This is a genomic window from Pelagovum pacificum (assembly GCF_016134045.1).
In the GTDB taxonomy this organism is placed as follows: Bacteria; Pseudomonadota; Alphaproteobacteria; order Rhodobacterales; family Rhodobacteraceae; genus Oceanicola; species Oceanicola pacificus_A.
Genome location: NZ_CP065915.1, coordinates 4,000,909 through 4,024,295 on the forward strand (window position 1 = coordinate 4,000,909; position 23,387 = coordinate 4,024,295).

The window sequence follows — 23,387 nt, forward strand, 5'->3', positions numbered from 1 at the left end:
GGAAAGATCAGGCCGTTTCGGACTGGGCTTCGATCTCGGCGTGGAACGCCCAGTCGAGCCAGGGGAGCATCGCCTCGATGTCCGCCGTCTCGACCGTGGCGCCGCACCAGATGCGCAGGCCGGCCGGCGCATCGCGGTAGGCACCGATGTCGAGCGCGATGCCCTCATCGGCGAGCCGCTTGGCGACCGCCTTGGCAAAGGCGCCGCCGTCCTTGATCCGGTCATCCGTGAACTTCAGGCAGACGGAGGTGTTCGACCGGGTGGCCGGGTCCTCTGCCAGGTTCGCGATCCAGTCGTTGGCCTCGCAGAAGTCCCAGACGGCCTTCGCGTTGGCGTCGGCGCGGGCCATCAGGCCGGAGAGGCCGCCGACCTCGGCGCCCCATTTCAGCGCGAAGAGGTAATCCTCGACGCAGAGCATGGAGGGCGTGTTGATCGTCTCGCCGACGAAGATGCCCTCGATCAGCTTGCCGCCCTTGGTCATGCGGAAGATCTTCGGCAGCGGCCAGGCGGGGGTGTAGTTCTCAAGCCGCTCGACGGCGCGGGGCGACAGGATCAGCATTCCGTGCGCGGCTTCACCGCCCATCACCTTCTGCCAGGAGAAGGTGGTCACATCGAGCTTGTCCCACGGCAGGTCCTGCGCGAAGGCGGCGGACGTCGCGTCGCAGATCGTCAGGCCGGCGCGGTTGGCGGGGATCGCGTCACCGTTCGGCACGCGCACGCCGGAGGTGGTGCCGTTCCACGTGAAGGTGACGTCGGTGTCGAAGTCGATCTCGGCGAAATCGACGATCTGGCCGTAGTCGGCGGTCTTCACCTCGGCGTCGAGCTTCAGCTGCTTGACCACGTCGGTGACCCAACCCGCGCCGAAGCTTTCCCACGCGACCATCGTCGCCTTGCGTTCGCCCAGCAGCGACCACATGGCCATCTCGACGGCGCCGGTGTCCGAGGCGGGTACGATGCCGATGCGGTAATCATCCGGCACGCCGAGAATCTCGCGCGTGCGGTCGATCGCCTCTTTCAGCTTCGACTTGCCGACGGCAGCACGGTGCGACCGACCGAGCGGGGCGTCGGACAAGGCGTCCGGAGTCCATGTGGGGGGTTTGGCACAGGGGCCAGAGGAAAAACGCGCGTTAGCCGGCCGCGCTGCCGGTTTGGTCATAGCCATTATCTGATACCCTCTCAGATATACGCCCCTCGTTGGGGAGGGGTGTCCCACGGACGCAGATACGGGCCCTCGGATCGCCTTACAAGGACTAATCCCGCGAGAGGCGGCACTTTGACGGCTGACTGCGGCGCGTCGCTGGCGCCTATCGGAAACTTGTGCACTCTGCCGCTCGCTCGGTCTTAATTTCAGTCAGGCGCGGCAGGTGGGCTTGCGATTCCCCCGGTCATCGCGCTTTGAGGAGGGCAGGAGGATGCGCCGATGCAGACCGTAACCCTGATCTCCCGTCCCGGCGGACTGAGTGCGCCGCTTGTCGAGTCCCTGCGCAACGCGTGGGGCGGCGGTGATGCCGTCTGGCTGTCGCCCGACGAGGCGGCGGAGTTCCCGGTTCTGCGACTTGCCGACAACTTCTGGCAGGTCTGGGAGGATCTTCAGGGCGAGGGCGTCGACCTTTGCGCACAGACCACGGGGCACCGGCGCCGCAAGCTGCTGATCGCCGACATGGACAGCACCATGATCGCGCAGGAATGTATCGACGAACTGGCCGACGCGGCCGGTGTCGGCGACCAGGTGAAAGAGATCACGGCCCGCGCGATGAACGGCGAGCTCGACTTCGAAGGGGCGTTGATCGAACGGGTCGCACTGCTGGAGGGGCTGCCGGAGACCGTGATCGACGACGTGCTCGACTCGCGCATCACCGATGCGCCGGGCGGCGTGACGCTGCTCTCCACCATGCGGGCCAAGGGGGCGTTCAGCCTGCTCGTGTCGGGCGGGTTCACCGCCTTCGCCGGGCCGGTGGCCGAGCGGATCGGTTTTGACGACCATCAGGCGAACGAGCTTCTGGCCCGGGAAGGCAAGCTGACGGGCGACGTGGCGCGACCGATCCTGGGCCGGGAGGCGAAGGTCGAGGCGCTGCGCACCGCGGCCCGCCGGCACGGGATCGGGCCGGAGGACGTGCTCGCCGTCGGCGACGGGGCCAACGACCTCGGCATGTTGTCGGTCGCCGGGACCGGGGTCGCGATGCATGCCAAGCCGGCCGTGCAGGCGGAGTGCGATCTGCGGATCAACCATGGCGACCTGACGTCACTTTTGTTTTTGCAGGGCTACGCGCGCTCCGAGTTCCTTGGATGACACCCATCTGCAACCCACATGAGAACTGTGGGACCGTGATGTGTCGCCACGCTTGTCGGAACTGAACTGTCCAGTTTAAGGTTATCGGACAGTATGGAGGTCGCGATGCCGGACGGCAGCAGCTCTACGATCAAGAAGGGACGGAAGTTCGACCAGGTGCTCGAGGGCGCCCGGGAGGTCTTTACCGCCGACGGATTCGAGGGCGCGAGCGTGGACGATATCGCGCGGGCGGCCAACGTCTCCAAGGCGACGCTCTATTCCTACTTCCCGGACAAGCGTCTGCTGTTCCTTGAAGTCGTGAAGCGCGAATGTTCGCGGCAGGCCTGCATGGCCGAGACCGAGATCGACGTGAAACAGCCGATCGCCGGCGTGCTGACAGAACTTGCGCACATGATGGTCGGCATGGTCGTATCGAATTTCGGTCAGGGCGTGTTCCGGATCTGCGTTGCCGAAAGCGAACGCTTCCCGCAGCTCGGCCAGGAATTCTACGAGAGCGGCCCGGCCATGGGGCGGCGCAAGCTGTGCGACCTGCTGGAACTCGGCATCTCGCGCGGGGAGCTCGCGATCGACGACATCGAACTTGCCGCCGATCAGTTTCAGGAACTCTGCAAGGCAGACCTCTTCGCGCGGATGATCTTTACCGGGCAACGGTCTTTCGCGCCCGACCGGATCGAGCGCGTGGTGAATGGCGCAGTGACGACCTTCATGGCGCGCTACGGCGCCTAGTCGATCCGCCGCACGAGAAGCTGGTTGTCCGGGCCGCGCTTCGTTTCGAACACTTTCAGGTCCTTGACGAGATCGGACAGCTTCTTGCGCCCGTAAGTGCGGGTGTCGAAGTCCGGGTCGGCCGCGGTGATGTACTGGCCGAGCGGACCGAGGCCGTACCATTCGTCTTCCTGATCGATCGCGTCCATCGCGCGAAGGATGATGTCGCGGGCCTCATGGACGGAGCGGGCGTCACTGGCGGGCGCGGCGCTTTCCGGCCCTTTCTGAGCGGGCTGTTCGGCCGCGCCTCCGAGGTTCTCGAGGAAGATGAATCGGCGGCAGGCCTTGCGGAACGCGTCCGGCGTCTTCTTCTGGCCGATCCCGTAGACTTCGAGCCCCTGTTCGCGGATCCGGCTGGCGAGCCGGGTGAAGTCGCTGTCGGAGCTGACCAGCACGAAACCGTCGAAGCGGTTGGTGTGCATCAGGTCCATCGCGTCGATCACGAGGCTGATGTCGGACGAGTTCTTGCCGACCGTGTTGGCGGGTGAGTGGTGCGGCACGATCCCGTGCTCGGCCTGCACGCGGTTCCAGCCGGACATCTGCTGGCTGGAGAAGTCACCGTAGCAGCGGCGCACGGAGGCTTCGCCGAGCGAGGCGATCTCGTCAAAGATCGCGGCGGCGTGTCGGGGCGAGGTGTTGTCGGCGTCGATCAGGACGGCGAGCAGGGGGCGGTCATCAGCCATTGGGACCTTCCGGTATTCATTACCTCCTCTCCCTAACCGAGTTGGGCAGGCTTGCCCAACGGCCATTTCCGGCACAGGCTTTCCGGCACAAAAACGGATCATTTTCAGATCAGGAGTTGGAAGGATGGCATTTACCGAGAAGAGCCCGATCGAGGCGGGTTTCGCCGCCGTCTATAACGAACGGATCGCGCCGAAGCTGGACGCGCTCGAGGCGGAGCGGCTGAACCACACGGCGACGGCGGGCAAGTGGCGCAACATCGGGTTTGGCGTCGCCCTGGTCGTGCTGGCCGCCGTCGGACTGTTGTCCGGCAACTGGGTGGCGGCGGTGATCGCTGCGCTGGTCGTGGCGGCCATCGGGGCGATGGTCAGCTATTCCAGCCAGTCCGGAAGCTGGAAGGAGAAGATCTACGGCACGGTCATGCCGCCGGTCTGCGATTTCCTCGGCGACTGCAGCTACGATCGCAAAGCCTCCGCCGGGTTTTCGACCTCGCGAATGCGGGATCTGAAGATGCTGCCGGGCTACAACCAGTCGGCGTTTTCCGACCGGATCGAGGGGACCTATCGGGACACCGCCTTCGAGATGGTCGAGGCGCACCTGATGCGAACGCAAGGGTCGGGCAGCGACCGCAAGACGACGACGCTGTTCCGCGGGCTGCTGTTCCGGATCGGGATGCCGATGACGGCGCCGACACCGATCGTCGTGCTTCGGGACCGGGGTGGCGTGGGCAACCGTCTGGCGAGCATGTTCACCGGCGAGAAGGGGCGCGGGATGCCGAAGGTCGACGTCGATCATCCCGGCTTCGAAGAGGTGTTCGAGGTCCATGCCGAGGACCCGGCGGCGGCGCGCGCGTTCCTGCCGCCGCTGTTCCTCGACAACCTGCTGACCATCGCCCGCGAAGAGGGCGGGTCGAAGGGCGAGGACGGAATGCGCGCCGGGTTCGACGAGAGCGACTTCTACCTCGCGCTCGACCGGCGGGAGCCGTTTCTGGAGTTCGGAGGGATGGGCAGCACGGTCTATGAGATCGAGCCGCAGTTGCACGAGGTCTTCGACGACATGGCGCTCGTGCGGCGGATCATCGACCGGCTTCATGGCGACGCCGCCAGCCGGTAGCGCGGCTGGCGAGGGCGGACCGGGGGCGCTTCGCCCCCCGGACCCCCAGAGAATATTTCAGGCCCGAAGAATTCTGGGGCGCGCGTTAACATTAACGCGCCCCTGCCGGGTCAGTAGAGGACGACCGAGCGGATCGACTCGCCCTTGTGCATCAGGTCGAAGCCCTCGTTGATCTGGTCGAGGCCCATCGTGTGGGTGATCATCGGGTCGATCTCGATCTTCCCTTCCATGTACCAGTCGACGATCTTCGGAACGTCCGTCCGGCCCCGTGCGCCGCCGAAGGCAGTGCCGCGCCAGCTGCGCCCGGTGACGAGCTGGAAGGGGCGGGTGCTGATCTCGGCGCCTGCCGGAGCGACGCCGATGATGATGCTTTCGCCCCAGCCTTTGTGAGCGGACTCGAGCGCGGTGCGCATGACGTTCACGTTGCCGGTCGCATCGAAGGTGTAGTCCGCGCCGCCCTTCGTGAGGTTCACGAGGTAGGGAACGAGATCCTCGCCGACCTCGGTCGGGTTCACGAAGTCTGTCATGCCGAAGCGTTCGGCCATTTCCTTCTTCGAGTTGTTCAGGTCGACACCGACGATCTGGTCGGCCCCGGCCAGGCGCAGGCCCTGGATCACGTTGAGGCCGATGCCGCCCAGGCCGAAGACGATCGCGCGGCTGCCGATCTCGACCTTGGCGGTGTTGATGACAGCGCCGACACCGGTGGTGACACCGCAGCCGATGTAGCAGATCTTGTCGAAGGGCGCGTCCTCGCGGACCTTGGCGAGCGCGATCTCGGGCAGGACCGTGTGGTTGGAGAAGGTCGAGCAGCCCATGTAGTGCAGGATCTCTTCTCCATCGAGCGTGGTGAAGCGCGAGGTGCCGTCGGGCATCTTGCCCGCGCCCTGCGTCGTACGGATCGACTGGCAGAGGTTCGTCTTGGGGTTGAGGCAATATTCGCACTCACGGCACTCGGGCGTGTAGAGCGGGATGACGTGATCGCCGGGCTTCAGCGAGGTCACACCCTCGCCGACTTCCATCACGACACCCGCGCCCTCGTGGCCGAGAATCGCGGGAAACAGGCCCTCCGGATCGGCACCCGACAGGGTGAACTCGTCAGTGTGGCAGATGCCGGTCGCCTTCACCTCGATCAGGACCTCTCCGGCGCGCGGGCCGTCGAGGTTTACATCCATGATTTCAAGAGGTTTTCCGGCGGCGGTTGCGACTGCGGCCTTGGTGCGCATCTGGGCTTCCTTATTCGGGCATGTCTTTCAGGCAACGCTGGTCGATGGATGGGAAAAGATCAACCTTGCACCGGCCCAAGCTGCATGGCCTTACTCTCGCCATGAAAATCAAAGCTCTTACCCTGCTTCTCGCGCTTGTCGCCTGTGAAGAAATCCCCGTGGCCGTGAGCGGCGACGAGGAGAACGCAGTGCCGGTCGTCGCGCCCTTCGTGCCGCGCGAGCCGGAAGTCAACGACTCGTCCGATCCCTGTTTCGCCGGGTCCTACCTCGGCCTGCTGGGACGGCAGATCGACAACGTCCAGATCGCTCCGGCCGGCGGCCTTCGCGTGGTCCGCCCCGGCGAGATCCCGACCGCCGAGGAACGGCTGGTTCAGCGTCTGTCCGTGCGGGTCAACGGGTCCGGCACGGTCGAGCAGGTCTACTGCGGATGATGCGCTTCGCGCCCGGCCTCTTGTGCCTGGCGCTCGCGGCCTGCGGCGGCGTGCCCGTGTCGGAGGTCCCGACACCGGGGGCGCCAGCGGCGGGCACCGGCCCTGCCGTGCCTGCGCCCGAAGATGACAGCTGCGGTGCGGCGCCTTACGCGCGCCTTGTCGGGCAGCCAGCGACGGCGCTCGAACGGGAGCTCATCATGGACGAGGTCCGGGTCATCCGGCCCGGCATGGCCGTGACGATGGATTACCGCGCAAATCGCATCAATTTCGAGATCGGCGAGACCGGCGGCATCGTTCGCATCTACTGTGGATAAGCACCGCCTCTTGATTTGAGCGGGGAAGGGCGCAAGTCTGGGGGCATGACGATGCAGCCCCCCGTGCCGTTCCCCCGTTCCATCGACAGCCAGGTGAACTTCCACCGGACCGAGCTTTCGCTGATCCTGTCCGTCTATGGTCGGATGGTCGCCGCCGGGGAGTGGCGGGACTACGGAATCTCCGCGCTCCGCGACGTCGCGATCTTCTCCGTCTTCCGGCGCACGGCGGAGCATCCGCTCTACCGGATCGAGAAGCGGCCCAAGCTGCGGATGCGGCAGGGGCAATATTCGGTCATCGGGATGGAAGGCCAGATCCTGAAGCGCGGCGACGACCTGAAGCAGGTCCTGCGCGTGCTCGAGCGCAAGCTGATCCGGGTCGTCGAGTAGCGCGTCCTAGAGCCTCCGGCGCGAGGTGACCGGCCCGTCGCCCTGCGTCTCGATCCGCTCGATCGCATCCTTCAGCGGTTCGAAAGCGACGGCCATCGCGTAGGCGTTCGCGTGCAGGATCGTGTCGGGGTCGGCAACCCAGGCGACGTGGCCCTTCCAGAACAGCAGATCCCCCCGACGCAACGGATCATCGGCGAGCAGGGCGCGGCCGAGCCGTTCCTCCTGCTGGTCGCTGTCGCCCGGACAGTCGATGCCCGTCAGGCGGCAGCCGATCTGCACAAGCCCGGAACAGTCGATCCCGTCGGCAGAATTTCCACCCCAGGCATAGGGCGTCCCGAGCAGCCGTTCGGCGACGCTGACCGGGTCCGTAGCCAGTTCCCCGAGCGGGGCGAGGTGCGCGGTGGGCAGGAAGGCGGTGCCCTGCCCGAGCGTGATTTCCGACCAGCGGCCAGAGTCGCCGGTTACGCTGACGAGCGCGCCGAGGCCGAGGCCCGTGGCCGGTCCCTGCACCTTGATGTCCGGCGCGGAGAGGGCGCGCGTGGCGCGGACGTCGATCCGGTGGGTCGGCTCCGGCAGATCGGCGAGCGTCTCGGCGGCGATGTAGCCGACATAGCCGTCCGGCTCCGAAAAGCCGAACGCGGTACCATCCCGATCTTCGAGCACGCGGAACGGTTGGCCGAAGACGAGCTCCCGCTCTTTCCGGCCGCCGGGCTCGTCGAGGATCGCGGTGACCGGGCTAGTCACGCGGCGGACGGTTCCTTCGATGAAGGACTCGGCCTCCACCTGACCTTCGAGCGAAACATGCGCCACGCGGCCGTTCGATGCGGTATCGCGCCTGTCCATCAGAGGTCCAACATCTGCGGCAGGGCCTCGAACAGCGCCCGGGCGCCCTGACCCACGCCGCCTTTGGGACGGCCTGGCGCGGTGGCTGGGTTCCACCCGTAGATATCGAAGTGCATGTAGCGCGGCGTCTCCGTCACGAAGCGGCGCAGGAAAAGCGCGGCGGTGATGGAGCCGGCCATGCCGCCCTTCGGCGCGTTGTCGAGGTCGGCGATGCCCGGTTCGATCATCGCTTCGTAGGGCGCATGGTAGGGCAGGCGCCAGACCGGATCGGCGGCTGCGACCGCCCCGATGGCCAGCGCCGAGGCGTCGCTGTCGGTCGTCGCGTAGAAGGGCGCGAGGTCGGGGCCGACGGCCACGCGGGCGGCGCCGGTGAGTGTCGCCATCGAAACCATCAGGTCCGGCGGAGTCTCGTCCGCAAGCGCCAGCGCGTCGGCCAGAACGAGCCGGCCTTCGGCGTCGGTGTTGTTGATCTCGACCGTCAGCCCCTTGCGCGACGGCAGGATGTCGCCGGGGCGGAAGGCGTCGCTGGCGATCGCGTTCTCCACCGCGGGGATCAGGACGCGCAGCCGGACCTTGGTGCCGGTCTGCATGATCATCCGCGCAAGGCCGAGCACGGTCGCCGCGCCGCCCATGTCCTTCTTCATCAGGCCCATCGACGCGGCGGGCTTGATGTCGAGGCCGCCGGTGTCGAAGCAGACGCCTTTGCCTACGAGAGTGAGGGTCGGCCCGCTGTCACCCCAGCTCATGTCGATCAGGCGCGGGCCACGTGCCTCGGTCGCGGCGCGGCCGACGGTGTGGATCAGGGGAAAGTTGTTCTCGAGCAGATCGTCAGCGCCGGTGACGGTCATCGTCGCGCCGAATTCGACGGCGAGCGCGTTGGCGGCGCTTTCAAGTTCCGCCGGGCCCATGTCGTTGGCGGGGATGTTGATAAGGTCGCGGGTCAGGCATTCGCCCGCCGCGATCGCCTCCACCCGCGCGGCATCCACGCCCTCGGGCGCGACGAGGCTGGCGAGCGGCACCGATTGCGTGCGGTAGCGGTCGAAGCGATAGGATTCGAGCAGCCAGCCTAGCGCGGCCTCCATCGTCGCCGCGTCATCCAGGTCGCCTTCGAGGCGCCACGGACCTTCGGGCAGGCGCGGCACGACGGCGGCCAGCGTGAAGCGCTGACGCTCGCGCAGGTTCTCCGGCCCCAGCCCGGCGAGCGCGCCGGCCACCTTGCCGTCCTCGCCCGGCAGCATCAGCAACTCCCCCGGACCCGCGCCAAAGGGCTGTGACCGCGCGAACGCGGCGGCGATCGGGGTCAGCCTGTCGAGAACCGACGGAAGCGTTGCGGGCGACACGGCATAGAGCGGCAGGGCGTTGTCTGCGGACTCGGAGAAACGGGGGGACATGGCGGGCCTTCCATTTGTTCGGATGGCGACACTACGCCTCGTCCCGCCGGACGCAAGCCGCTGTGTCCCGCAGGCCCGCTGCCTCAGGTCCCCGAGATGTCCCAGATCTCGTAGATCGAGCGGTCGCAGTGACGCGTCAGCCGGGCAAGCGTTGACGCGACTGCGGCCGGGTCGCGCCGGATCGCGGTCTCCTCCACCATGGGGGCGATGCGGGCGACGCTGCGAAACCCGATCGACGCGCCGAGCCGACTGATCTGCCGCGCGTAGGTCGATACTTCGGCGAGCCGCCCGTCGGCGATCGCGCGATCGGCCCCGGCGAGCGCACCTTCGAGCGCGGTGATCGTCCGGCATATCTGGCGTTCGGCGCCGGTATCCCCGTGATCCAGCCAGAGCTGCCGGATCACGCCGCGATCATACTCCGACGGTTCGGAAGGCGTGATGGTGCTGGGCACATCGCGCGCGTCGAAAGTCGGAGTCGGATCAGGCGTCATCGGTCTCATGAGGATTGGCCTAAGGCAAAGGGGTTGTCCCTTAGTGAAGCCCCGATGCAAAAATCTCTCGAAACTTCGGCCAATTGGACGTAACCATCCCGTGCCCCGTCCGGAAACATGGAAGACCACATGGATTTCGCCCGTCCCCTCCCCGAATACCTGATCAAGAGATACCAAGGGTGGCGTGCCACCACCTATTCCGAAAACAAGGGTTGGTATCGCCGCCTTGCCGACGAGGGGCAGAGACCCCGGGCGATGGTGATTTCCTGTTGCGACAGCCGGGTCCACGTGACCGCGATCTTTGGCGCGGATTCGGGTGAGTTCTTCATTCACCGCAATGTCGCCAACCTCGTCCCGCCGTACGAGCCGGACGGCGATCACCACGGGACCTCCGCGGCGGTCGAATATGCGGTCTGCTCGCTGAAGGTTTCGCACGTCATCGTGCTGGGTCATTCCGGCTGTGGCGGCGTTCAGGGTTGCTACGACATGTGCGAAGGCAAGGCGCCGGAGCTCGAGGAAAAGACCAGCTTCGTCGGACGCTGGATGGACATTCTCCGCCCCGGTTACGAAGCGCTCGACACGGGGGACGATTCCGTCCGCGTTGCCGAGCTGGAGAAGCGCGCCGTGCTCGTTTCGCTCGAGAACCTCTGGACATTCCCCTTCGTTCGCGAGGCGGTGGAGGGCGGCACACTCTCGTTGCACGGTCTCTGGACCCACATCGGCGAAGGCGGGCTAGAGGCCTTCGATCCGGCGTCGAAGCGGTTCATGCCGGTCTAGGCCGGGTTGGTCCAGAACGGGCCTGCCTAGAAGTAGCCGCGCACGAGACTTTCCGCGAGGAGCGACCACCCGTCGGCGATCACGAAGAACGACAGCTTGAACGGCAGCGATACGATCGCCGGCGGCACCATCATCATGCCCATCGACATGAGCACGGCCGCGACGACGAGGTCGATGATTAAGAACGGGATGAACACGAGAAATCCCACCTGGAAGGCGCGCGCGATCTCGCTCAGCAGGAAGGACGGTACGAGGATCGACAACTGCGTGTCCTCAATGTTGTCCGGCACCACGATGTCGGGTCGCAACCCGGCGAGGCGGTCGAAGGTCTCCGGGTCGAGCCGCGCCGACATGAAGGACCGGAACGGCACCATCGCGGCGTTGAACGCCTCCTCCGGAGTCGCCTCACCCGCCGCGAACGGGGCGCCCCCGGCCTCCCAGGCGGCGCGGAAGGTCGGCTCCATCACGAACCACGTCAGGAACAGGGCGAGCGTGACGAGCAGCATGTTCGGCGGCGATTGCTGAAGGCCGAGCGCCTGTCGCAGGATCGCCAGAACGGTGACGATGAACGGAAAACAGGTCACCATGATCGCAAGGCCGGGCGCGAGGCTCAGCAGCGTGATCAGAACGATCAACTGAACTGACCGGATGGCGAGCGATCCGCCCGCGCCATCGTCGATGGTCACCGACATGCCCTGCGCCACGGCATCGTCAGCCAGCAGAATCACCAGCAGGACAGACAGGATCAGGCGCATCTATCAGGTCTGACCGACGGCGGCGCCGACCACTTCGGTCAGGCGGATGGCGAGCTGACCCGGCTCCCCGCCTTCCATCTCCTGCAGTTCGCCGCGGGCGATCAGGCGGTCCCCGACATAGAGATCGACAGGATCGTCGATCGTCTTGTCGAGCGGCAGCACCGCATTCTCCGTCAGGGCGAGCAGTTCGCCGACCGAGGGCCGCGCCCGGCCAACCGCGACGGTGACTTCGATCGGCACGTCGCGGAGCGGGCCGCCCTCTGTCGGTTCGGTCCAGCTTTCGTCATTCATTGGCGACCCTCGTCGTCGGTTCGGTGAACAGGTTCTGAAGCGCCTCGCCGATCTCCGTCACGAGGCGGTCGAGATCGAGCATCGTCTCGCGTTCGGGGGTGCGGATCAGCACCTCTCCCCCGCCGAGCGTCGCAGTGGCATCCACGGAAATGCGCAGGCCCTTCTGCTGCTCCGCGATGGCGGACAGCGCTGCGTGGGCCTCTTCCGAGACCAGCAAGGCGATGGGCGCGCGGGAATCGGCGCGCGCTGCGTCCATGATTGCCTCGACCACCCAGGGGGAGAGGCTGGCGCGCGCCAGCTCCGGTACCAGGGTGTCGACGAGCCCACGCAACATTGGTTCGAGCGAGGCGAGGACGCCGGACCGCGCCTCCTCCAGCGTGAAGGCGAGTTCCGAGAATTTGAGGGCGACGTCTTCGGTCAGGCGGGCCTGTTCCTCTTGCGCCTCGGCCAATCCGGCTTCCCGACCCGTGGCGAACCCGTCTTCGTAGCCGAGAGCCGGCGATGCTGGCGGCTCTGGCGCCGGTTCTGCCGTGTGGCGGTCGAAACATTCCAGACGCAGGGCCTGTGCCATGTCACGCCGCCTCCTGTTCGGTGTCTTCAAGCCAGTTTCGCAGGATCTGGAGCGACTCGTCCTGCCGTTCCTCGATCAGCCTGCGAAGCCGCGCGACCGGGTCGAGGCCGGAGAGATCCTCCTGTGGTCCGCTCGGCTGGGGGTCGTCGTCGTACATCGCCATGTCGAACGTCGGCAGCGCATCGAGATCGAGCTCCGCCTGTGGCAACTGATTGCCTCCGGGCAGTGCGGGCAGCGACGCGGTGCCTGGCGCGCTCGCGTCACCGATCGCCGGTAGCGCCGCAGGTTCAGCCTTGGCAACGCGCCCGCCGGCGAGGATGGGTCGGACGACGAAAAGCCCGAGGATCAGCGCGACGAGTGCCAGAACGCCGATCTGCACCAGCTGCATGATGTCGAGCGGCGTACCGGCGGCCGCAGCATCCAGTGCCTCCGTCCCGAGCGGGACTGTCGGTTCGAACGGCATGGAGCGCAGAGTAATGACGTCACCGCGACCCTCGCTGAAGCCCACAGCCGACGATACGAGCTCCTTCAGCGCGTCGAGCTCCTCCGGCGTTCGCGGCACGATGGTGGCGGTGCCGTTGGCATCCGTTTCAACCGTGTCGTTGATCAGGACAGCGACGGTCATCCGGGTCACCGCGCCGGGCGCGCGACTGACCTCGCGCTGCGTCTCGGACACTTCGTAGTTGGTCAGCTGCCGGGATTCGGTCGAGTTGCTGCTGGATTGATCGCCGCCGCCTGCCGCGTCGCCGTCCGGCAGGTTCGACGCAACCGTCACATCGCCGCTGCCGGTGTCGGAAGCGCTTTCATTTCGCTCCTCCACTTCGGTCGAGATGGCGACCCGAGTTTCGGGATCGAATGTGCGCTCGAAGATCTGTTCGGTCTCCGTGGCGGTTTCGATGGAGAGCTCTACCACCGCGTTGCCGGGCCCGACCCGCGCTTCGAGCAGGCGCTCGAGCCGGTCGCGCATCTCGGCTTCACGGTCCGTCTGGTTGGCCATCGCGGCGGCGTCGTCCGTGACACTGACAAGCCCCCCTTCGCTGTCGATCACTGCGACATCTTCGGGGCGCAGGTTCTGGACGGCCGAGGCCACGAGGTAGCGCAGCGCCCGCGCGCGGGCCTGAGACAGCGCGCCATCGACACTGGTCACGGTCACGGCGGCGGTCGCGATCCGGTCCCGCTCGAAACCGCGAGTTGCCGGGGTCGAGAGGTGCACGCGGGCGAGCCGGATGTCGGGGCTCGCCTGGATCGTCCGGGCGAGCTCACCCTCCTTCGCGCGCCAATAGGCGGCATCGAACATCTGGGAGGTGGTCCCGAATCCGGTGAGCGAATCAAGCAGTTCGTAGCCCTGCGCGCCGTTCGCTGGCAGGCCTTCGCCGGCAAGCGACATGCGCAGAAGATCGCGTTGCGCCGCCTCGACATAGATCGCGCCGCCGCGCACTTCGTACATCGCGCCGCGCCCGTCGAGTGCGGTCAGGACCTCCCCCGCCGCCGCGCCGTCGAGCCCGCCGTAGAGCAGCGCCATCTCGCGTGAACCGCCGCCGCGGCCCAGCATCAGCACTGCGCCGAACACGGCAAGCGTCGCGACGATGACGATGACCTTCCGCCGCGAATCGAGCCTGGACCAGACGGAACCGAGACCTTCCAAAACTGCTACCTCCGATCGTTGGGGCTTTCTGCCCTCCGACCCCGTTCTGACCCATCCGGCTTAAGAAACGGTTAGCTGTTGGTCGGTTATGAGGGGGCTCGGAAGAAGGGAGCCGCCATGACCGATGCGACGGTTGATCCGGGCGAAGCGGGTGATGACCCGAAGCCCGCGAAAAAATCGAAACTGCCGCTGATCCTCGGCATTGTCCTCGCCCTCGCGGGGGGCGGCGGCGGCTTTTTCGTCGTGAGTTCCGGCATGCTTGGCGGTTCTGCCGAGGGGGGGCATGACGCGCCCCCGCCACCTGACCCGTTGGACCCGGTCGCTTTCGTCCCGCTCGACCCGATCGTTATCGGTCTGCCCGACGGGGCCGGTCACCTGCGATTTACGGCGCAGCTCGAGGTGCCGCCGGACATGGCGGGCGATGTCGAATCTATCAAGCCGCGGATCGTCGACGTCCTGAACGACTACCTTCGCGCCGTCGACATTGCCGAGTTCGAGGACCGGACGTCCCTGCTTCGGCTGCGGGCGCAGATGATGCACCGGATAAGGATCGTCGCCGGCCCGGGCCGCGTGAACGATCTGCTCATCATGGAAATGGTGGTCAACTGAAGGGACCGAAATGGCTATGATCGCTGACATTCTGCTTGCTGCCGGGGCGCTTGGTGCTGGCATCTACTGCTTTGTCCTGTCGCAGAGGCTGAGGCGTTTCACCGACCTCGAGAAGGGCGTCGGCGGCGCCGTTGCCGTTTTTTCGGCACAGGTGGATGACTTGTCGCGGGCGATCTCCAAGGCGCAGGCACAGGCGCGAGAGCAGGGAAAGGCGCTCGCAGTGCAGACGGACCGGGCAGAGGCCGCGGGCAAGCGTCTGGAATTGCTGGTGGCCTCGCTTCACGACCTCCCTGCGGAGGCTGAGCCGACGCCGCGAAACAGCTTCTTCGTCCGGCACCCGAACCGGCAGGGGGCGGAGGCATGACGCGACGCGGGGCGCTTCATGTCATCATCGCGCTTCTGCTGGCATCCGGTGTGATCCGGCTCGGCGCCAACACGGGAGCGGCCTTCGCCAATGAGGACCCGACCCCTTCCGTGCCTGAAGTTTGCGAGGCGGACAGCCCGCCGGCCCTGCTCGAAGCGCTCGACGCGCGTGAGGCGCGGATCGAAGAGCGGGAACTCAGACTGGTCGACCGGATGCAGGCGCTTCGTGTCGCCGAGGTCGAAATAGAGACGCGCCTGCAGGAGCTGACCGCCGCGGAAGAGCGTCTCTCCGCCACCATAACCCGCGTGGAAACCGCGTCGGAGGAGGATCTGGTGAGGCTTGTTGCTGTCTACGAGAACATGAAGCCCGGTGACGCTGCGGCCCTGTTCCAGACGATGGCACCGGAATTCGCGGCCGGTTTTATCGCCCGCATGGCACCGGAATCAGCCGCCGCCATCCTGACTGGTCTGGAGCCGGAAACCGCATACTCGATCAGCGCGATCCTGGCGGGCCGGAACGCGAATGCACCCACGGAATGAGGCCCTTTGACCGCTTCTTAACCCGTCGCCGCTAAGCAGGGGCGAAGGGTGTTCGGGACGGAAGAACATGATCGGTATTGTCGGCATCGTCATCATCTTCCTGATGGTTTTCGGGGGCTATATCCTCGCCGGCGGCAAGATGGGCATCATCCTGAAATCCCTGCCTTTCGAGATGATCATGATCGGTGGGGCAGCTGTCGGCGCCTTCGTCATTTCCAACGATCTCGCCTCGATCAAACACACGCTGAAGGACATCGGGAAGGTCTTCAAAGGACCGAAATGGAAGGCCGACGACTACCGCGATCTGCTGTGTCTCCTGTTTGAGCTCATCCGCGTCGCGCGTAACAACCCGGTCGAGATCGAGGAGCACATCGAGTCCCCAGACACCTCCTCGATTTTCGAACGCTATCCCCGCATCGTCGCCGACAAGGAGGCTCTCGCGCTGATCTGCGATACCCTGCGGTCGGCCTCGATGAATTACGATGATCCGCACCAGGTAGAAGAGATCCTGGAAAAGCGGATCGAGGCGACGTTGCATCACAACATGCACTCGTCCCATGCGCTTCAGACCGTCGCCGATGGTTTGCCAGCCCTCGGGATCGTGGCGGCGGTGCTTGGCGTGATCAAGACGATGGGGTCGATCGACCAGCCGCCAGAGGTGCTTGGCAAGCTGATCGGCGGTGCGCTTGTGGGAACGTTCCTGGGGGTCTTCCTCGCCTACGGACTCGTCGGGCCGTTTGCCGCGCGCGTGAAAACGGTCATCGAGGACGACATGCACTTCTACCGGTTGATCCGTGAAGTGCTGGTCGCGAACCTCTATCAGCACGCAACCAACATCTGCATCGAGGTCGGGCGACAGAACACGCCCAGCCACTGCCGGCCCAGCTTTTCCGATCTCGAAGATGCGCTGAAAGCCGTCAAGCAGGGCGCAGCCTGATGTGGAGGCTGGCTGCTACCCTCCTGCTCCTCCCAAGCCTGCCGAGCGCGCAGCCGGTCAGCATTCGCAGCGGCTGGCATGAGGGCTTCACGAGACTTGTTCTGACGATTCCCGTCGGGACGGAGTGGGTCGTGGCGCCAGAGGAAACCGGGTACCTCGTCACGCTGGACGACGGGCTGGAGATCGACGTCGCTGGCGTTTTCGACCGCATTCCGCGCACACGTATTGAAGATCTGGAGGCAGAGGCGAACCGTCTTCGGATCGTGTCGACCTGCGTCTGTCGGGTGGAGGCATTTCTCTGGCAACCCGACCGGCTTGTGGTCGATGTCATCGACGGGCTGCCACAGGAGCCCGAGGGGACGGAAGAGGTCGTCGAAGACATCGCAACCGACGTTGTCCGCCTGCCGCTGGTTACCGAGCGTTCTCCCTCGCCGCCGTCTCCTCTGATGCCCGACGCTTTCGTCGCGCGGGCCGAAAACGACGAGAGGCTCTCAGACGCCGAGTCGGCGCTGTTGCGCAACGTGGCCCGGGCGGCTGGCCAGGGACTCCTGGCGTTGTCTGTGGACCCGATCCAAGACCGCCCGGACGACGAACCCGACGAGCCGGTGGAGGTCGCAGCGCCTCCGACGATCGTGCAACGACCGGGTATCGCTGCCCACACGAGCATCGATCGGGATCTCGCCGACATCGACCTGGGCCAGGAACTTCTCGGGGACATCGACTGCCTCCCAAGTGAGTTCTTTGCCATGAGGGAGTGGGGTGGCGATGCGCCCTTCGGTCCGGCGATATCGGGACGGCGCGACAGCATTCTGCGCGACAGCGGCGAAATAGATGAAGATGCGGTGATGGAGCTTGCCCAAGGCTATCTTGCGTATGGCTTCGGAGCAGAAGCGTCGTGGGTGCTCGCACAGCTCGACCGGGGAGGCAGACGGATCGGCAGCCTGAGGGCGATCGCCGCCGTGCTGAACGGTCAAGTCGCGCCAGAGATTCTGAATGGTCAGCTGCATTGCGACAATGATGCCGCGTTGTGGACGCTGCTCGGCACATCGGCCGGGAGTGAAATCCAGATCGACAGTCGAACGCTTCTCGTCTCGTTCGAGCGACTTCCATCGCCGGTCAAGCAGCTCATCGCACCACGCCTTGTCGCCCGATTCCTGGAGATGGACGACAAGGATTCAGCCACGATAGTCGGGCGCAGCATCGGCATAGAAGAGGACCCTTCGCCGGAGGCTATGGTGTCCTCTATTGAATTGGAATCGGCCCTCGGTGGGCAGGACAATTCGCTTGATGCGGTTCTCGATCTTCTGGCCGACACGCAGCAGGCCGATCCTGCACTTGTGTTGCGAGCGTTTGAACTGGCCCATCAGCAGGACCGGCACTTGCCCCCGGAGATCATGGATCTCGCGGAGACCTTGCAATTCCAACATCGCGACAGCGCTACAGCGCAGGACCTGCTACGTGCGAGGGTCATCGCGGAACTGGACCTCGGCCATTACGATAAGGCTGCCGCGATTGCGGTCAGAGAAGGCGATGACATCGAGCTGAATTCGACGGCCTACGGGGCGCTCGCCGCGAGCGCGCCGGACGGGGTCTTCCTCGACGTCGTCCTCGGAGAGCATGTGCCCCAGCTGCGCCCTGCTGTCGAAAACGAGATCGCCGAACGTCTCCTGTCTCTTGGATTGGCCGATGCTGCGGAGGAACGGTTGATCGCGACACCTTCCGGCCACGACGCACGCGACCGACGGTACCTGCGGGCACGTGCGGCCCTGATGCAGGGCGACGTCGACAGGGTCAGGGAGCTCTTGGTCGGCTTGACAGATGAACAAGCTGAGAACCTGAGGCGACGGGCAGCGATCGAGGCAGGGGACTTCGAAACGGCGCTGTCAGATGCGGGGGCACAGCCCGATGAGCCGACCGCGCCCGAGCTGGCCTGGCGTGCCGGTAACTGGAACCGGCTCGCGTCATCGCCGGACGTGCAGCTGCGAGAAAGGGCGGACGTCATGCTGGCGTCGGACACTCGCCCGCTAACCGATGTCCTTGAGGAACCGTCGCTAAGGGAGGGGCGGGACGCCTTGTCCCGCGCCGGATCAAGCCGTGATTCGATTGCCTCGATGCTGGACCGCTTTTCATTGCCGGAACAGACGGAGTGACCCTGGTCTGATGGGACAGGACATATGACGACGACGCCCCGAACCGGCTGGCCCAGCCTTATGCAGCCGACGGTGCTGCTGGCGCTCGCGCTGATGGCGATCATCGTGATGATGATCCTGCCGGTCCCGGCTTTCATTCTGGACCTCGGCCTCGCCGCGTCCTTCGGGCTCGCGATCCTTATCTTCACCGTCACGCTGTTCATTGAGCGGCCCTTGGACTTTTCGGCCTTTCCGACTGTGCTGCTGGCGTCGCTGATGTTGCGCCTTTCGTTGAACGTCTCCTCCACCAAGCTGATTATCGGCAACGGCCACACCGGAACCCGCGCCGCCGGCGACGTGATCGAAGGTTTCGCGAATTTCGTCATGGGCGGCAGCGTGTTCCTGGGCCTCGTCGTGTTCGGCGTCCTGCTGATCGTCAATTTCATGGTAATCAACAAAGGCGCGACCCGGATGGCCGAGGTCGGGGCCCGTTTCGCGCTCGACGGAATGCCGGGCAAACAGCTGGCCATCGACAGCGACATGAGCGCGGGCGCCATCGACCACGCCGAAGCTCGCCGCCGTCGTGAGGTCGAACAGGCGGAAACGACCTTCTTCGGGTCGCTCGATGGTGCGTCCAAGTTCGTGAAGGGCGATGCGATCGCCGGCTTGCTCATCACCCTTCTCAATATCGTCGTCGGTCTTCTCATGGGAACGGCGGTTCATGGCATGCCGATGGCTCAGGCCTTTGAAACTTATGCGATTCTCACCGTCGGTGATGGGCTCGTCAGCCAGATCCCGGCGGTCATCATATCGATTGCGTCCGCGCTTCTGCTGGCTCGCGGCGGGGCCACTGGGGCCACAGATCTTGCGATCGTCGCGCAACTCGGGCGGCATCCGGCCGCGCTTTTTGCCGTCGGCTTTCTGATGGTCCTTTTCGGGCTGGTCCCGGGGCTTCCATTCGTGCCGTTCCTTCTCGGCGGCGCGATCCTGTGCGCGTGCGGCCTGATGACAATGCGTCGGAAGCCGGAGCAGATCGCGGGAGAGGAAGGCAAGAGCGAGATGACGAGGCCGGTCACATCGCTCGGAGACATACTCGACGTTGACGAGATCCACGTGCAGTTCGCGGGCGATCTGGTGGAAATGGTGCTTGATCCCGGTATCGGCCTCGACGCGCGCATCTCGAACATGCGCAATCACATCGCGTCGACCTACGGCCTTCTCATCCCGGACATCCGGCTGACTGACGATACCGGGCTCGCAGATGGTGAATACGTTATCCGGATCCAGGGCGCCGAGCAGGCTCGTGCGTCCCTACGGCCAAACCGGATGCTCGCCTTGTTGGGGGCTGAGCAGCGCAGCGAAATTCCGGGCGATGATGTTGATGAACCGGTATACGGCGCGCCGGCGCGGTGGATTGATGTGGAGGCGACCGAGGACGCGGCCATCGAGGGTCTTACCGTTGTCAGCCCTCCGGAGATCATAGCGACGCACCTGCTCGAAGTGATCCGGTCAAATCTTGGCCGTCTGATGACACATCGCACTCTGCGCAGGTTGCTGGACGAGATGGTTAACCTTTCGGATCAAACCAGGGCGGCCTCCAACCGACGGATGCTGGATGAGCTGGTGCCAGACAAGGTGCCATTCGATCTGCTGCTCGCAACGCTTCGAAATCTGCTCGATGAACGGGTTTCCATTCGGAATTTACCGCTGATCCTGGAAGCCGTTGCCGAGGCAAGGCCGATGTATCCGACGATCGACGGCATCGCGGAGCACGTTCGCCAGCGCCTTGGTTTCCAGCTCGTCGCGGAACTGCGACGTGAAGACGGAACATTGCCGTTGATACAGCTCGCGCCGGAGTGGGAGCAAACTTTCGGAAACTACCAGATAGGCGGAGACAAGGGTGGCGACGTGGCTCTGCCACCGGACGAGTTCAATCGGCTCGCCAATGCCATCGCGGAGAAGGTTTCAGACGCGGCGAGCACGGGTGTTCATCCCGCTGTCATCACGAGTGTGAAGCGTCGCCGGTTCCTCAGCACCGTTCTGGCGGCCAAGAAAATACAAAATCCGGTGCTCTCTTTCGAGGAAATCGGCATCGATGCCCGGCCCTCGTTGGTAGGATTGGTCCCTGCATGACGGACGTCCTCGCCGCCCTGCCAATTGCGACTGAAACCTACTGGGTCGCTTGGGCCGTCTTCCTCAGAATTGCGGGGCTGGTCGCGCTGCTTCCCGCATTCGGAGAGCAGTCCATCCCCGTCCGGGTCAGGTTTGCCTTGGCAAGTGCCTTTACACTGCTGACGTTTCCGCTCGTATCCTTCGAGGTCTCCCCGGCACCGAACCTGTTGGCGGTCCTGACAGAGCCGCTCGTGGGGCTCATCTTCGGCCTTTGGTTAAGGTTAATGGTGCATGCGATGCAGATCGCGGGAACGATCGCGGCTCAATCGACATCGCTCAGCCAGATATTCGGCGGATCGGCAGGTATCGATCCGATGCCGGCGATGGGCAACGTTCTGGTTTTGTCGGCCCTTACGCTCGCCGTGATATCCGGCCTCGGGCCGAGCTCCATCGAATACGTCCTGTTGAGCTACACCATCGTTCCATACGGAACTGTGCCGTCAGCCTCGGTGCTCGTGGAACTGGGTGCTTCCCGGATCGCCGACGCATTCGCGCTTGGTTTCGCGTTGGCGGCACCGTTCCTGATCGCCTCGATGCTCTACAACGTCACGCTTGGGGTCATTAATCGGGCGATGCCGCAATTGATGGTGACCTTCGTCGGGGCGCCGGCGATCACGGCAGGTGGGCTCTCGATGCTGGCGCTGTCCTTTCCCTATCTGCTTTCGGTCTGGCTGACGCGGCTGGCGGGAGTCCTCGACGGTTCGGCGTTGCTTTCACCATGAACGATGACGTCGGCGACAAGAGTTACGAACCGACTCCGAAAAAACTGGATGACGCGCGAAAGAAGGGTGAAATTACTAGGTCGGCCGACCTGACGACTGCCGCGGGTTACCTCGGTTTTGCGATCGTCTGTCTGCTGTTCGGGGAGGCGATGGTGACCCGTCTTGGCGGGCGCCTCGCCTTGATTATCGACCAAGCTGGGTCGACGCGTGCTCCGCCGATCGTAATCTCCAGCCTTGTCGGGCCGGTCGCTCCGATCATCTTTCTACCCGGCCTTGCCGCACTGATCTCGATCGTCGCCCGGAACGGTCTGCTGTTCACAACCGACAAGCTGAAGCCGAAGCTCTCGCGAATTTCGCCAATCGCAACCGCGAAGCAGAAGTTCGGGCGGTCCGGTCTGTTCGAGTTTCTGAAGAGCTTCACCAAGCTGCTCGTCCATTCGGTCGTGCTTGGTTTCTTTCTGAACGCAAACATGCCGCGAATATTGACTGCGCTTACGCTCGAACCGTCTGCGGTGCCGGGCGAGCTCTGCACCCTGGCGCTCGACCTCATTCTTCTCGTTCTCATTGTAGCGGCGATTATTGGTGGCATCGATGCGATTTTCCAGGCTCAGGAGCATCGGCGCAAAAACATGATGAGCCGCAAGGAAATCATGGATGAAACGAAGGAGTCCGAGGGCGACCCTGCGATGAAGCAATCGAGGCGGCAGAAAGCGGTGGAAATTGCGACGCGCAAGATGGTCGCTGAAGTCCCGAACGCGAACGTTGTCATCGTAAATCCCACGCACTTTGCCGTCGCACTGAAATGGAGCCGGGAGGCCAAAGGCGCTCCCGTTTGCGTCGCCAAGGGTGTCGATGAGATCGCGCGCCGGATCCGTGAGATTGCTGAAGAAAATAACGTGCCGATACATTCCGATCCACCGACTGCGCGTGCGCTTCATGAACTGGTAGATGTCGGCAAGGAAATTCCTCCGGACCATTACAAGGCGGTGGCCGCTGCGATCCGGTTCGCCGAACTTGTGCGGGAAAAAGCGAAATGGCGGTGAAAGCTCAGGTCGAAAATGCCGAACGGCTCTGCCAGTTAACGGATGCCGCCTATCTGGCGGAACAATCCGGCCTCGCCCGGATGAGTCGGGAGGCGGAAGCGCTTCGCGCTCACCTGGTCGGGCTCGAGGTCGGTCAGGTGCAACGCGCGAAGACACTCGCAACAACCGGGCCGGACGAGGCACTTCTGTCCGGAAGCGATCCGCTGTGGGAGGCGTGGGTGGAGTCTCGACGCTCGGACCTTCGGACAGAACTCGCACAGCTTCGGGCGCGGATGGAGGCGCAGAAGGATCGTCTTCGCGTGGCTTTTGGCCGCCGTCAGGCTGCCGAGGCCATACTGGGTAAGCTTAAGGGATAAGATCGTTAGTCCTGAACGTCCTGCCGAACGATATCAATGATCAGGACGTCAACAACACGGTCACCAAGCGTCGCTTTTGCCGCTTGTCGAAGGCCCGAACGCAAGATCTGCATGTTCGATGCGCTCGTGAAATTGCCGCTGAAGCCACCGATGTTCGCATGATCGAATAGAACCTGCAGGAACTGGTCCCGAAGGCGTGGTTCTCGGGAAAACACTTCTTCCGTGGCCCCGGGTGCAACCTCGAGGCTGATCGACAAAACAACGAGCGCGCCGACTTCTTCCTGCTCGACCACCGGGACGATGAATTGATTGTTCAGCCTGACGAATTCGCCGTCTTCGGTTGGTCCGTCATGGTCGTCTGAAATAGGCTCCTCCGCGTGCTCCTGTTCGGCATCCCCACAAGGCGGAAGCGCGCCATCGATGAGATCGGCGCCGGCAGGTTCGGCATCATCGTCGGACCCACCAAGGACAAGACCAGCACCCACCCCGGCACCAGTGCCAGCAATCAGCAGAATTATGGGTAGAATTAGCGCTTTCATGGCGTGTCC

27 protein-coding genes are annotated in these 23,387 nt (G+C 64.7%); 16 read left to right on the plus strand and 11 right to left on the minus strand.

Translation table 11 applies throughout. The features are described 5' to 3' along the window. Window positions 1-7 precede the first annotated feature (7 nt). Window positions 8-1,162, minus strand: coding sequence for a phosphoserine transaminase (locus tag I8N54_RS19645; protein ID WP_140194737.1), 1,155 nt, complete (start codon window positions 1,160-1,162; stop codon window positions 8-10). Window positions 1,163-1,420: 258 nt separating this feature from the next. Between I8N54_RS19645 and serB the strand changes: the two genes are divergently transcribed. Both serB and I8N54_RS19655 read left to right on the plus strand, forming a co-directional pair. Further along, window positions 1,421-2,290: a phosphoserine phosphatase SerB gene (gene serB / locus I8N54_RS19650; protein ID WP_140194735.1), complete on the plus strand. Its 870-nt coding sequence runs from the start codon at window positions 1,421-1,423 to the stop codon at window positions 2,288-2,290. A 105-nt stretch (window positions 2,291-2,395) separates the two neighbouring features. Then, window positions 2,396-3,016, plus strand: a complete 621-nt coding sequence (locus I8N54_RS19655) for a TetR/AcrR family transcriptional regulator (RefSeq protein ID WP_140194733.1) — start codon at window positions 2,396-2,398, stop codon at window positions 3,014-3,016. Here the strand turns inward: I8N54_RS19655 and I8N54_RS19660 are convergent. Beyond that, window positions 3,013-3,738, minus strand: a complete 726-nt coding sequence (locus I8N54_RS19660; protein ID WP_140194731.1) for an NYN domain-containing protein — start codon at window positions 3,736-3,738, stop codon at window positions 3,013-3,015. The two genes, I8N54_RS19655 and I8N54_RS19660, sit on opposite strands and share 4 nt — an antisense overlap. Before the next feature lie 124 nt (window positions 3,739-3,862). On the opposite strand from I8N54_RS19660, the gene I8N54_RS19665 reads away from it, so the two are divergent. Continuing rightward, window positions 3,863-4,849, plus strand: a complete 987-nt coding sequence (locus I8N54_RS19665) for a DUF3137 domain-containing protein (RefSeq protein WP_140194729.1) — start codon at window positions 3,863-3,865, stop codon at window positions 4,847-4,849. Between the two features lie 110 nt (window positions 4,850-4,959). Here the strand turns inward: I8N54_RS19665 and I8N54_RS19670 are convergent, their stop codons facing one another. Then, window positions 4,960-6,072, minus strand: a complete 1,113-nt coding sequence (locus tag I8N54_RS19670) for an S-(hydroxymethyl)glutathione dehydrogenase/class III alcohol dehydrogenase (RefSeq protein ID WP_140194727.1) — start codon at window positions 6,070-6,072, stop codon at window positions 4,960-4,962. 101 nt (window positions 6,073-6,173) lie between these two features. Between I8N54_RS19670 and I8N54_RS19675 the strand changes: the two genes are divergently transcribed. Genes I8N54_RS19675 through I8N54_RS19685 form a run of 3 tightly spaced genes read left to right on the plus strand, consistent with a single transcriptional unit; the run spans window position 6,174 to window position 7,204 of the window. Next, window positions 6,174-6,503: a hypothetical protein gene (locus tag I8N54_RS19675; RefSeq protein WP_140194725.1), complete on the plus strand. Its 330-nt coding sequence runs from the start codon at window positions 6,174-6,176 to the stop codon at window positions 6,501-6,503. After that, complete coding sequence (locus tag I8N54_RS19680; RefSeq protein ID WP_332872148.1) at window positions 6,500-6,817, plus strand: I78 family peptidase inhibitor; 318 nt, start codon at window positions 6,500-6,502, stop codon at window positions 6,815-6,817. Before I8N54_RS19675 ends, I8N54_RS19680 begins: the two co-directional genes overlap by 4 nt. A gap of 45 nt (window positions 6,818-6,862) precedes the next feature. After that, a complete protein-coding gene (locus tag I8N54_RS19685) occupies window positions 6,863-7,204 on the plus strand; it encodes a DUF2794 domain-containing protein (RefSeq protein WP_140194724.1) in 342 nt (113 codons plus the stop codon). Between the two features lie 6 nt (window positions 7,205-7,210). Here the strand turns inward: I8N54_RS19685 and I8N54_RS19690 are convergent, their stop codons facing one another. The 3 genes from I8N54_RS19690 to I8N54_RS19700 all read right to left on the minus strand — a co-directional run bounded on the left by I8N54_RS19690 (window position 7,211) and on the right by I8N54_RS19700 (window position 9,929). Continuing rightward, the gene (locus I8N54_RS19690) at window positions 7,211-8,047 is read right to left on the minus strand and encodes a C40 family peptidase (protein ID WP_140194722.1); all 837 of its coding nucleotides are present in this window, start codon (window positions 8,045-8,047) and stop codon (window positions 7,211-7,213) included. Beyond that, complete coding sequence (locus I8N54_RS19695) at window positions 8,047-9,438, minus strand: leucyl aminopeptidase family protein (RefSeq protein WP_140194720.1); 1,392 nt, start codon at window positions 9,436-9,438, stop codon at window positions 8,047-8,049. Before I8N54_RS19695 ends, I8N54_RS19690 begins: the two co-directional genes overlap by 1 nt. An 83-nt stretch (window positions 9,439-9,521) precedes the next feature. Further along, complete coding sequence (locus tag I8N54_RS19700) at window positions 9,522-9,929, minus strand: hypothetical protein (protein ID WP_232790416.1); 408 nt, start codon at window positions 9,927-9,929, stop codon at window positions 9,522-9,524. A gap of 129 nt (window positions 9,930-10,058) precedes the next feature. Here I8N54_RS19700 and I8N54_RS19705 point away from each other — a divergent pair, with 129 nt between their 5' ends. Beyond that, a complete protein-coding gene (locus I8N54_RS19705; RefSeq protein WP_140195712.1) occupies window positions 10,059-10,706 on the plus strand; it encodes a carbonic anhydrase in 648 nt (215 codons plus the stop codon). Window positions 10,707-10,732: 26 nt separating this feature from the next. Here I8N54_RS19705 and fliP read toward each other — a convergent pair whose 3' ends face one another. The 4 genes from fliP to fliF are packed head-to-tail and all read right to left on the minus strand — an operon-like array spanning window position 10,733 to window position 13,968. Beyond that, window positions 10,733-11,461 (minus strand): flagellar type III secretion system pore protein FliP, encoded by a 729-nt coding sequence (gene fliP, locus I8N54_RS19710; RefSeq protein WP_140194716.1) that lies wholly within the window; start codon window positions 11,459-11,461, stop codon window positions 10,733-10,735. Between the two features lie 3 nt (window positions 11,462-11,464). Beyond that, window positions 11,465-11,752 carry a FliM/FliN family flagellar motor switch protein gene (locus I8N54_RS19715; RefSeq protein WP_140194714.1) on the minus strand — a complete coding sequence of 96 codons (288 nt, stop codon included), beginning with the start codon at window positions 11,750-11,752 and terminating at the stop codon, window positions 11,465-11,467. Further along, the gene (locus tag I8N54_RS19720) at window positions 11,745-12,323 is read right to left on the minus strand and encodes a FliH/SctL family protein (protein ID WP_140194712.1); all 579 of its coding nucleotides are present in this window, start codon (window positions 12,321-12,323) and stop codon (window positions 11,745-11,747) included. The genes I8N54_RS19715 and I8N54_RS19720 overlap by 8 nt, the downstream gene beginning before the upstream one ends. Before the next feature lies 1 nt (window position 12,324). Then, entirely contained in the window at window positions 12,325-13,968 is a 1,644-nt protein-coding gene (fliF, locus tag I8N54_RS19725; RefSeq protein WP_140194710.1) for a flagellar basal-body MS-ring/collar protein FliF, read from the minus strand. A 117-nt stretch (window positions 13,969-14,085) separates the two neighbouring features. Here fliF and I8N54_RS19730 point away from each other — a divergent pair, with 117 nt between their 5' ends. From I8N54_RS19730 to I8N54_RS19770, 9 genes are all read left to right on the plus strand, one after another. After that, window positions 14,086-14,577: a flagellar basal body-associated FliL family protein gene (locus I8N54_RS19730; protein WP_140194708.1), complete on the plus strand. Its 492-nt coding sequence runs from the start codon at window positions 14,086-14,088 to the stop codon at window positions 14,575-14,577. 10 nt (window positions 14,578-14,587) lie between these two features. After that, on the plus strand, window positions 14,588-14,941 hold the full coding sequence (locus I8N54_RS19735) for a hypothetical protein (RefSeq protein ID WP_140194707.1): 354 nt from the start codon (window positions 14,588-14,590) through the stop codon (window positions 14,939-14,941). Further along, window positions 14,938-15,480 (plus strand): MotE family protein, encoded by a 543-nt coding sequence (locus I8N54_RS19740; RefSeq protein WP_140194705.1) that lies wholly within the window; start codon window positions 14,938-14,940, stop codon window positions 15,478-15,480. Before I8N54_RS19735 ends, I8N54_RS19740 begins: the two co-directional genes overlap by 4 nt. Before the next feature lie 67 nt (window positions 15,481-15,547). After that, window positions 15,548-16,417 (plus strand): flagellar motor stator protein MotA, encoded by an 870-nt coding sequence (gene motA / locus I8N54_RS19745; protein ID WP_140194703.1) that lies wholly within the window; start codon window positions 15,548-15,550, stop codon window positions 16,415-16,417. A 131-nt stretch (window positions 16,418-16,548) separates the two neighbouring features. Further along, window positions 16,549-18,567, plus strand: coding sequence for a hypothetical protein (locus tag I8N54_RS19750; protein ID WP_198571740.1), 2,019 nt, complete (start codon window positions 16,549-16,551; stop codon window positions 18,565-18,567). 24 nt (window positions 18,568-18,591) lie between these two features. After that, complete coding sequence (gene flhA, locus I8N54_RS19755; RefSeq protein ID WP_231592579.1) at window positions 18,592-20,679, plus strand: flagellar biosynthesis protein FlhA; 2,088 nt, start codon at window positions 18,592-18,594, stop codon at window positions 20,677-20,679. Further along, window positions 20,676-21,440, plus strand: coding sequence for a flagellar biosynthetic protein FliR (locus I8N54_RS19760; protein WP_140194699.1), 765 nt, complete (start codon window positions 20,676-20,678; stop codon window positions 21,438-21,440). The genes flhA and I8N54_RS19760 overlap by 4 nt, the downstream gene beginning before the upstream one ends. Next, entirely contained in the window at window positions 21,437-22,483 is a 1,047-nt protein-coding gene (gene flhB / locus I8N54_RS19765; RefSeq protein WP_140194697.1) for a flagellar type III secretion system protein FlhB, read from the plus strand. Before I8N54_RS19760 ends, flhB begins: the two co-directional genes overlap by 4 nt. Continuing rightward, window positions 22,474-22,839 carry a hypothetical protein gene (locus I8N54_RS19770; protein WP_140194695.1) on the plus strand — a complete coding sequence of 122 codons (366 nt, stop codon included), beginning with the start codon at window positions 22,474-22,476 and terminating at the stop codon, window positions 22,837-22,839. The genes flhB and I8N54_RS19770 overlap by 10 nt, the downstream gene beginning before the upstream one ends. A gap of 5 nt (window positions 22,840-22,844) precedes the next feature. Here I8N54_RS19770 and I8N54_RS19775 read toward each other — a convergent pair whose 3' ends face one another. Next, on the minus strand, window positions 22,845-23,378 hold the full coding sequence (locus I8N54_RS19775) for a flagellar basal body-associated FliL family protein (RefSeq protein ID WP_140194693.1): 534 nt from the start codon (window positions 23,376-23,378) through the stop codon (window positions 22,845-22,847). Between the last annotated feature and the right edge of the window lie 9 nt (window positions 23,379-23,387).

Excerpts from the sequence above, each read along its gene's own strand:
- I8N54_RS19645 (WP_140194737.1), bottom strand. The coding sequence starts at position 1,162 with ATGGCTATGACCAAACCGGCAGCGCGGCCGGCTAACGCGCGTTTTTCC.
- serB (WP_140194735.1), top strand. The coding sequence starts at position 1,421 with ATGCAGACCGTAACCCTGATCTCCCGTCCCGGCGGACTGAGTGCGCCG.
- I8N54_RS19655 (WP_140194733.1), top strand. The coding sequence starts at position 2,396 with ATGCCGGACGGCAGCAGCTCTACGATCAAGAAGGGACGGAAGTTCGAC.
- I8N54_RS19660 (WP_140194731.1), bottom strand. The coding sequence starts at position 3,738 with ATGGCTGATGACCGCCCCCTGCTCGCCGTCCTGATCGACGCCGACAAC.
- I8N54_RS19665 (WP_140194729.1), top strand. The coding sequence starts at position 3,863 with ATGGCATTTACCGAGAAGAGCCCGATCGAGGCGGGTTTCGCCGCCGTC.
- I8N54_RS19670 (WP_140194727.1), bottom strand. The coding sequence starts at position 6,072 with ATGCGCACCAAGGCCGCAGTCGCAACCGCCGCCGGAAAACCTCTTGAA.
- I8N54_RS19675 (WP_140194725.1), top strand. The coding sequence starts at position 6,174 with ATGAAAATCAAAGCTCTTACCCTGCTTCTCGCGCTTGTCGCCTGTGAA.
- I8N54_RS19680 (WP_332872148.1), top strand. The coding sequence starts at position 6,500 with ATGATGCGCTTCGCGCCCGGCCTCTTGTGCCTGGCGCTCGCGGCCTGC.
- I8N54_RS19685 (WP_140194724.1), top strand. The coding sequence starts at position 6,863 with ATGACGATGCAGCCCCCCGTGCCGTTCCCCCGTTCCATCGACAGCCAG.
- I8N54_RS19690 (WP_140194722.1), bottom strand. The coding sequence starts at position 8,047 with ATGGACAGGCGCGATACCGCATCGAACGGCCGCGTGGCGCATGTTTCG.
- I8N54_RS19695 (WP_140194720.1), bottom strand. The coding sequence starts at position 9,438 with ATGTCCCCCCGTTTCTCCGAGTCCGCAGACAACGCCCTGCCGCTCTAT.
- I8N54_RS19700 (WP_232790416.1), bottom strand. The coding sequence starts at position 9,929 with ATGACGCCTGATCCGACTCCGACTTTCGACGCGCGCGATGTGCCCAGC.
- I8N54_RS19705 (WP_140195712.1), top strand. The coding sequence starts at position 10,059 with ATGGATTTCGCCCGTCCCCTCCCCGAATACCTGATCAAGAGATACCAA.
- fliP (WP_140194716.1), bottom strand. The coding sequence starts at position 11,461 with ATGCGCCTGATCCTGTCTGTCCTGCTGGTGATTCTGCTGGCTGACGAT.
- I8N54_RS19715 (WP_140194714.1), bottom strand. The coding sequence starts at position 11,752 with ATGAATGACGAAAGCTGGACCGAACCGACAGAGGGCGGCCCGCTCCGC.
- I8N54_RS19720 (WP_140194712.1), bottom strand. The coding sequence starts at position 12,323 with ATGGCACAGGCCCTGCGTCTGGAATGTTTCGACCGCCACACGGCAGAA.
- I8N54_RS19730 (WP_140194708.1), top strand. The coding sequence starts at position 14,086 with ATGACCGATGCGACGGTTGATCCGGGCGAAGCGGGTGATGACCCGAAG.
- I8N54_RS19735 (WP_140194707.1), top strand. The coding sequence starts at position 14,588 with ATGGCTATGATCGCTGACATTCTGCTTGCTGCCGGGGCGCTTGGTGCT.
- I8N54_RS19740 (WP_140194705.1), top strand. The coding sequence starts at position 14,938 with ATGACGCGACGCGGGGCGCTTCATGTCATCATCGCGCTTCTGCTGGCA.
- motA (WP_140194703.1), top strand. The coding sequence starts at position 15,548 with ATGATCGGTATTGTCGGCATCGTCATCATCTTCCTGATGGTTTTCGGG.
- flhA (WP_231592579.1), top strand. The coding sequence starts at position 18,592 with ATGACGACGACGCCCCGAACCGGCTGGCCCAGCCTTATGCAGCCGACG.
- I8N54_RS19760 (WP_140194699.1), top strand. The coding sequence starts at position 20,676 with ATGACGGACGTCCTCGCCGCCCTGCCAATTGCGACTGAAACCTACTGG.
- flhB (WP_140194697.1), top strand. The coding sequence starts at position 21,437 with ATGAACGATGACGTCGGCGACAAGAGTTACGAACCGACTCCGAAAAAA.
- I8N54_RS19770 (WP_140194695.1), top strand. The coding sequence starts at position 22,474 with ATGGCGGTGAAAGCTCAGGTCGAAAATGCCGAACGGCTCTGCCAGTTA.
- I8N54_RS19775 (WP_140194693.1), bottom strand. The coding sequence starts at position 23,378 with ATGAAAGCGCTAATTCTACCCATAATTCTGCTGATTGCTGGCACTGGT.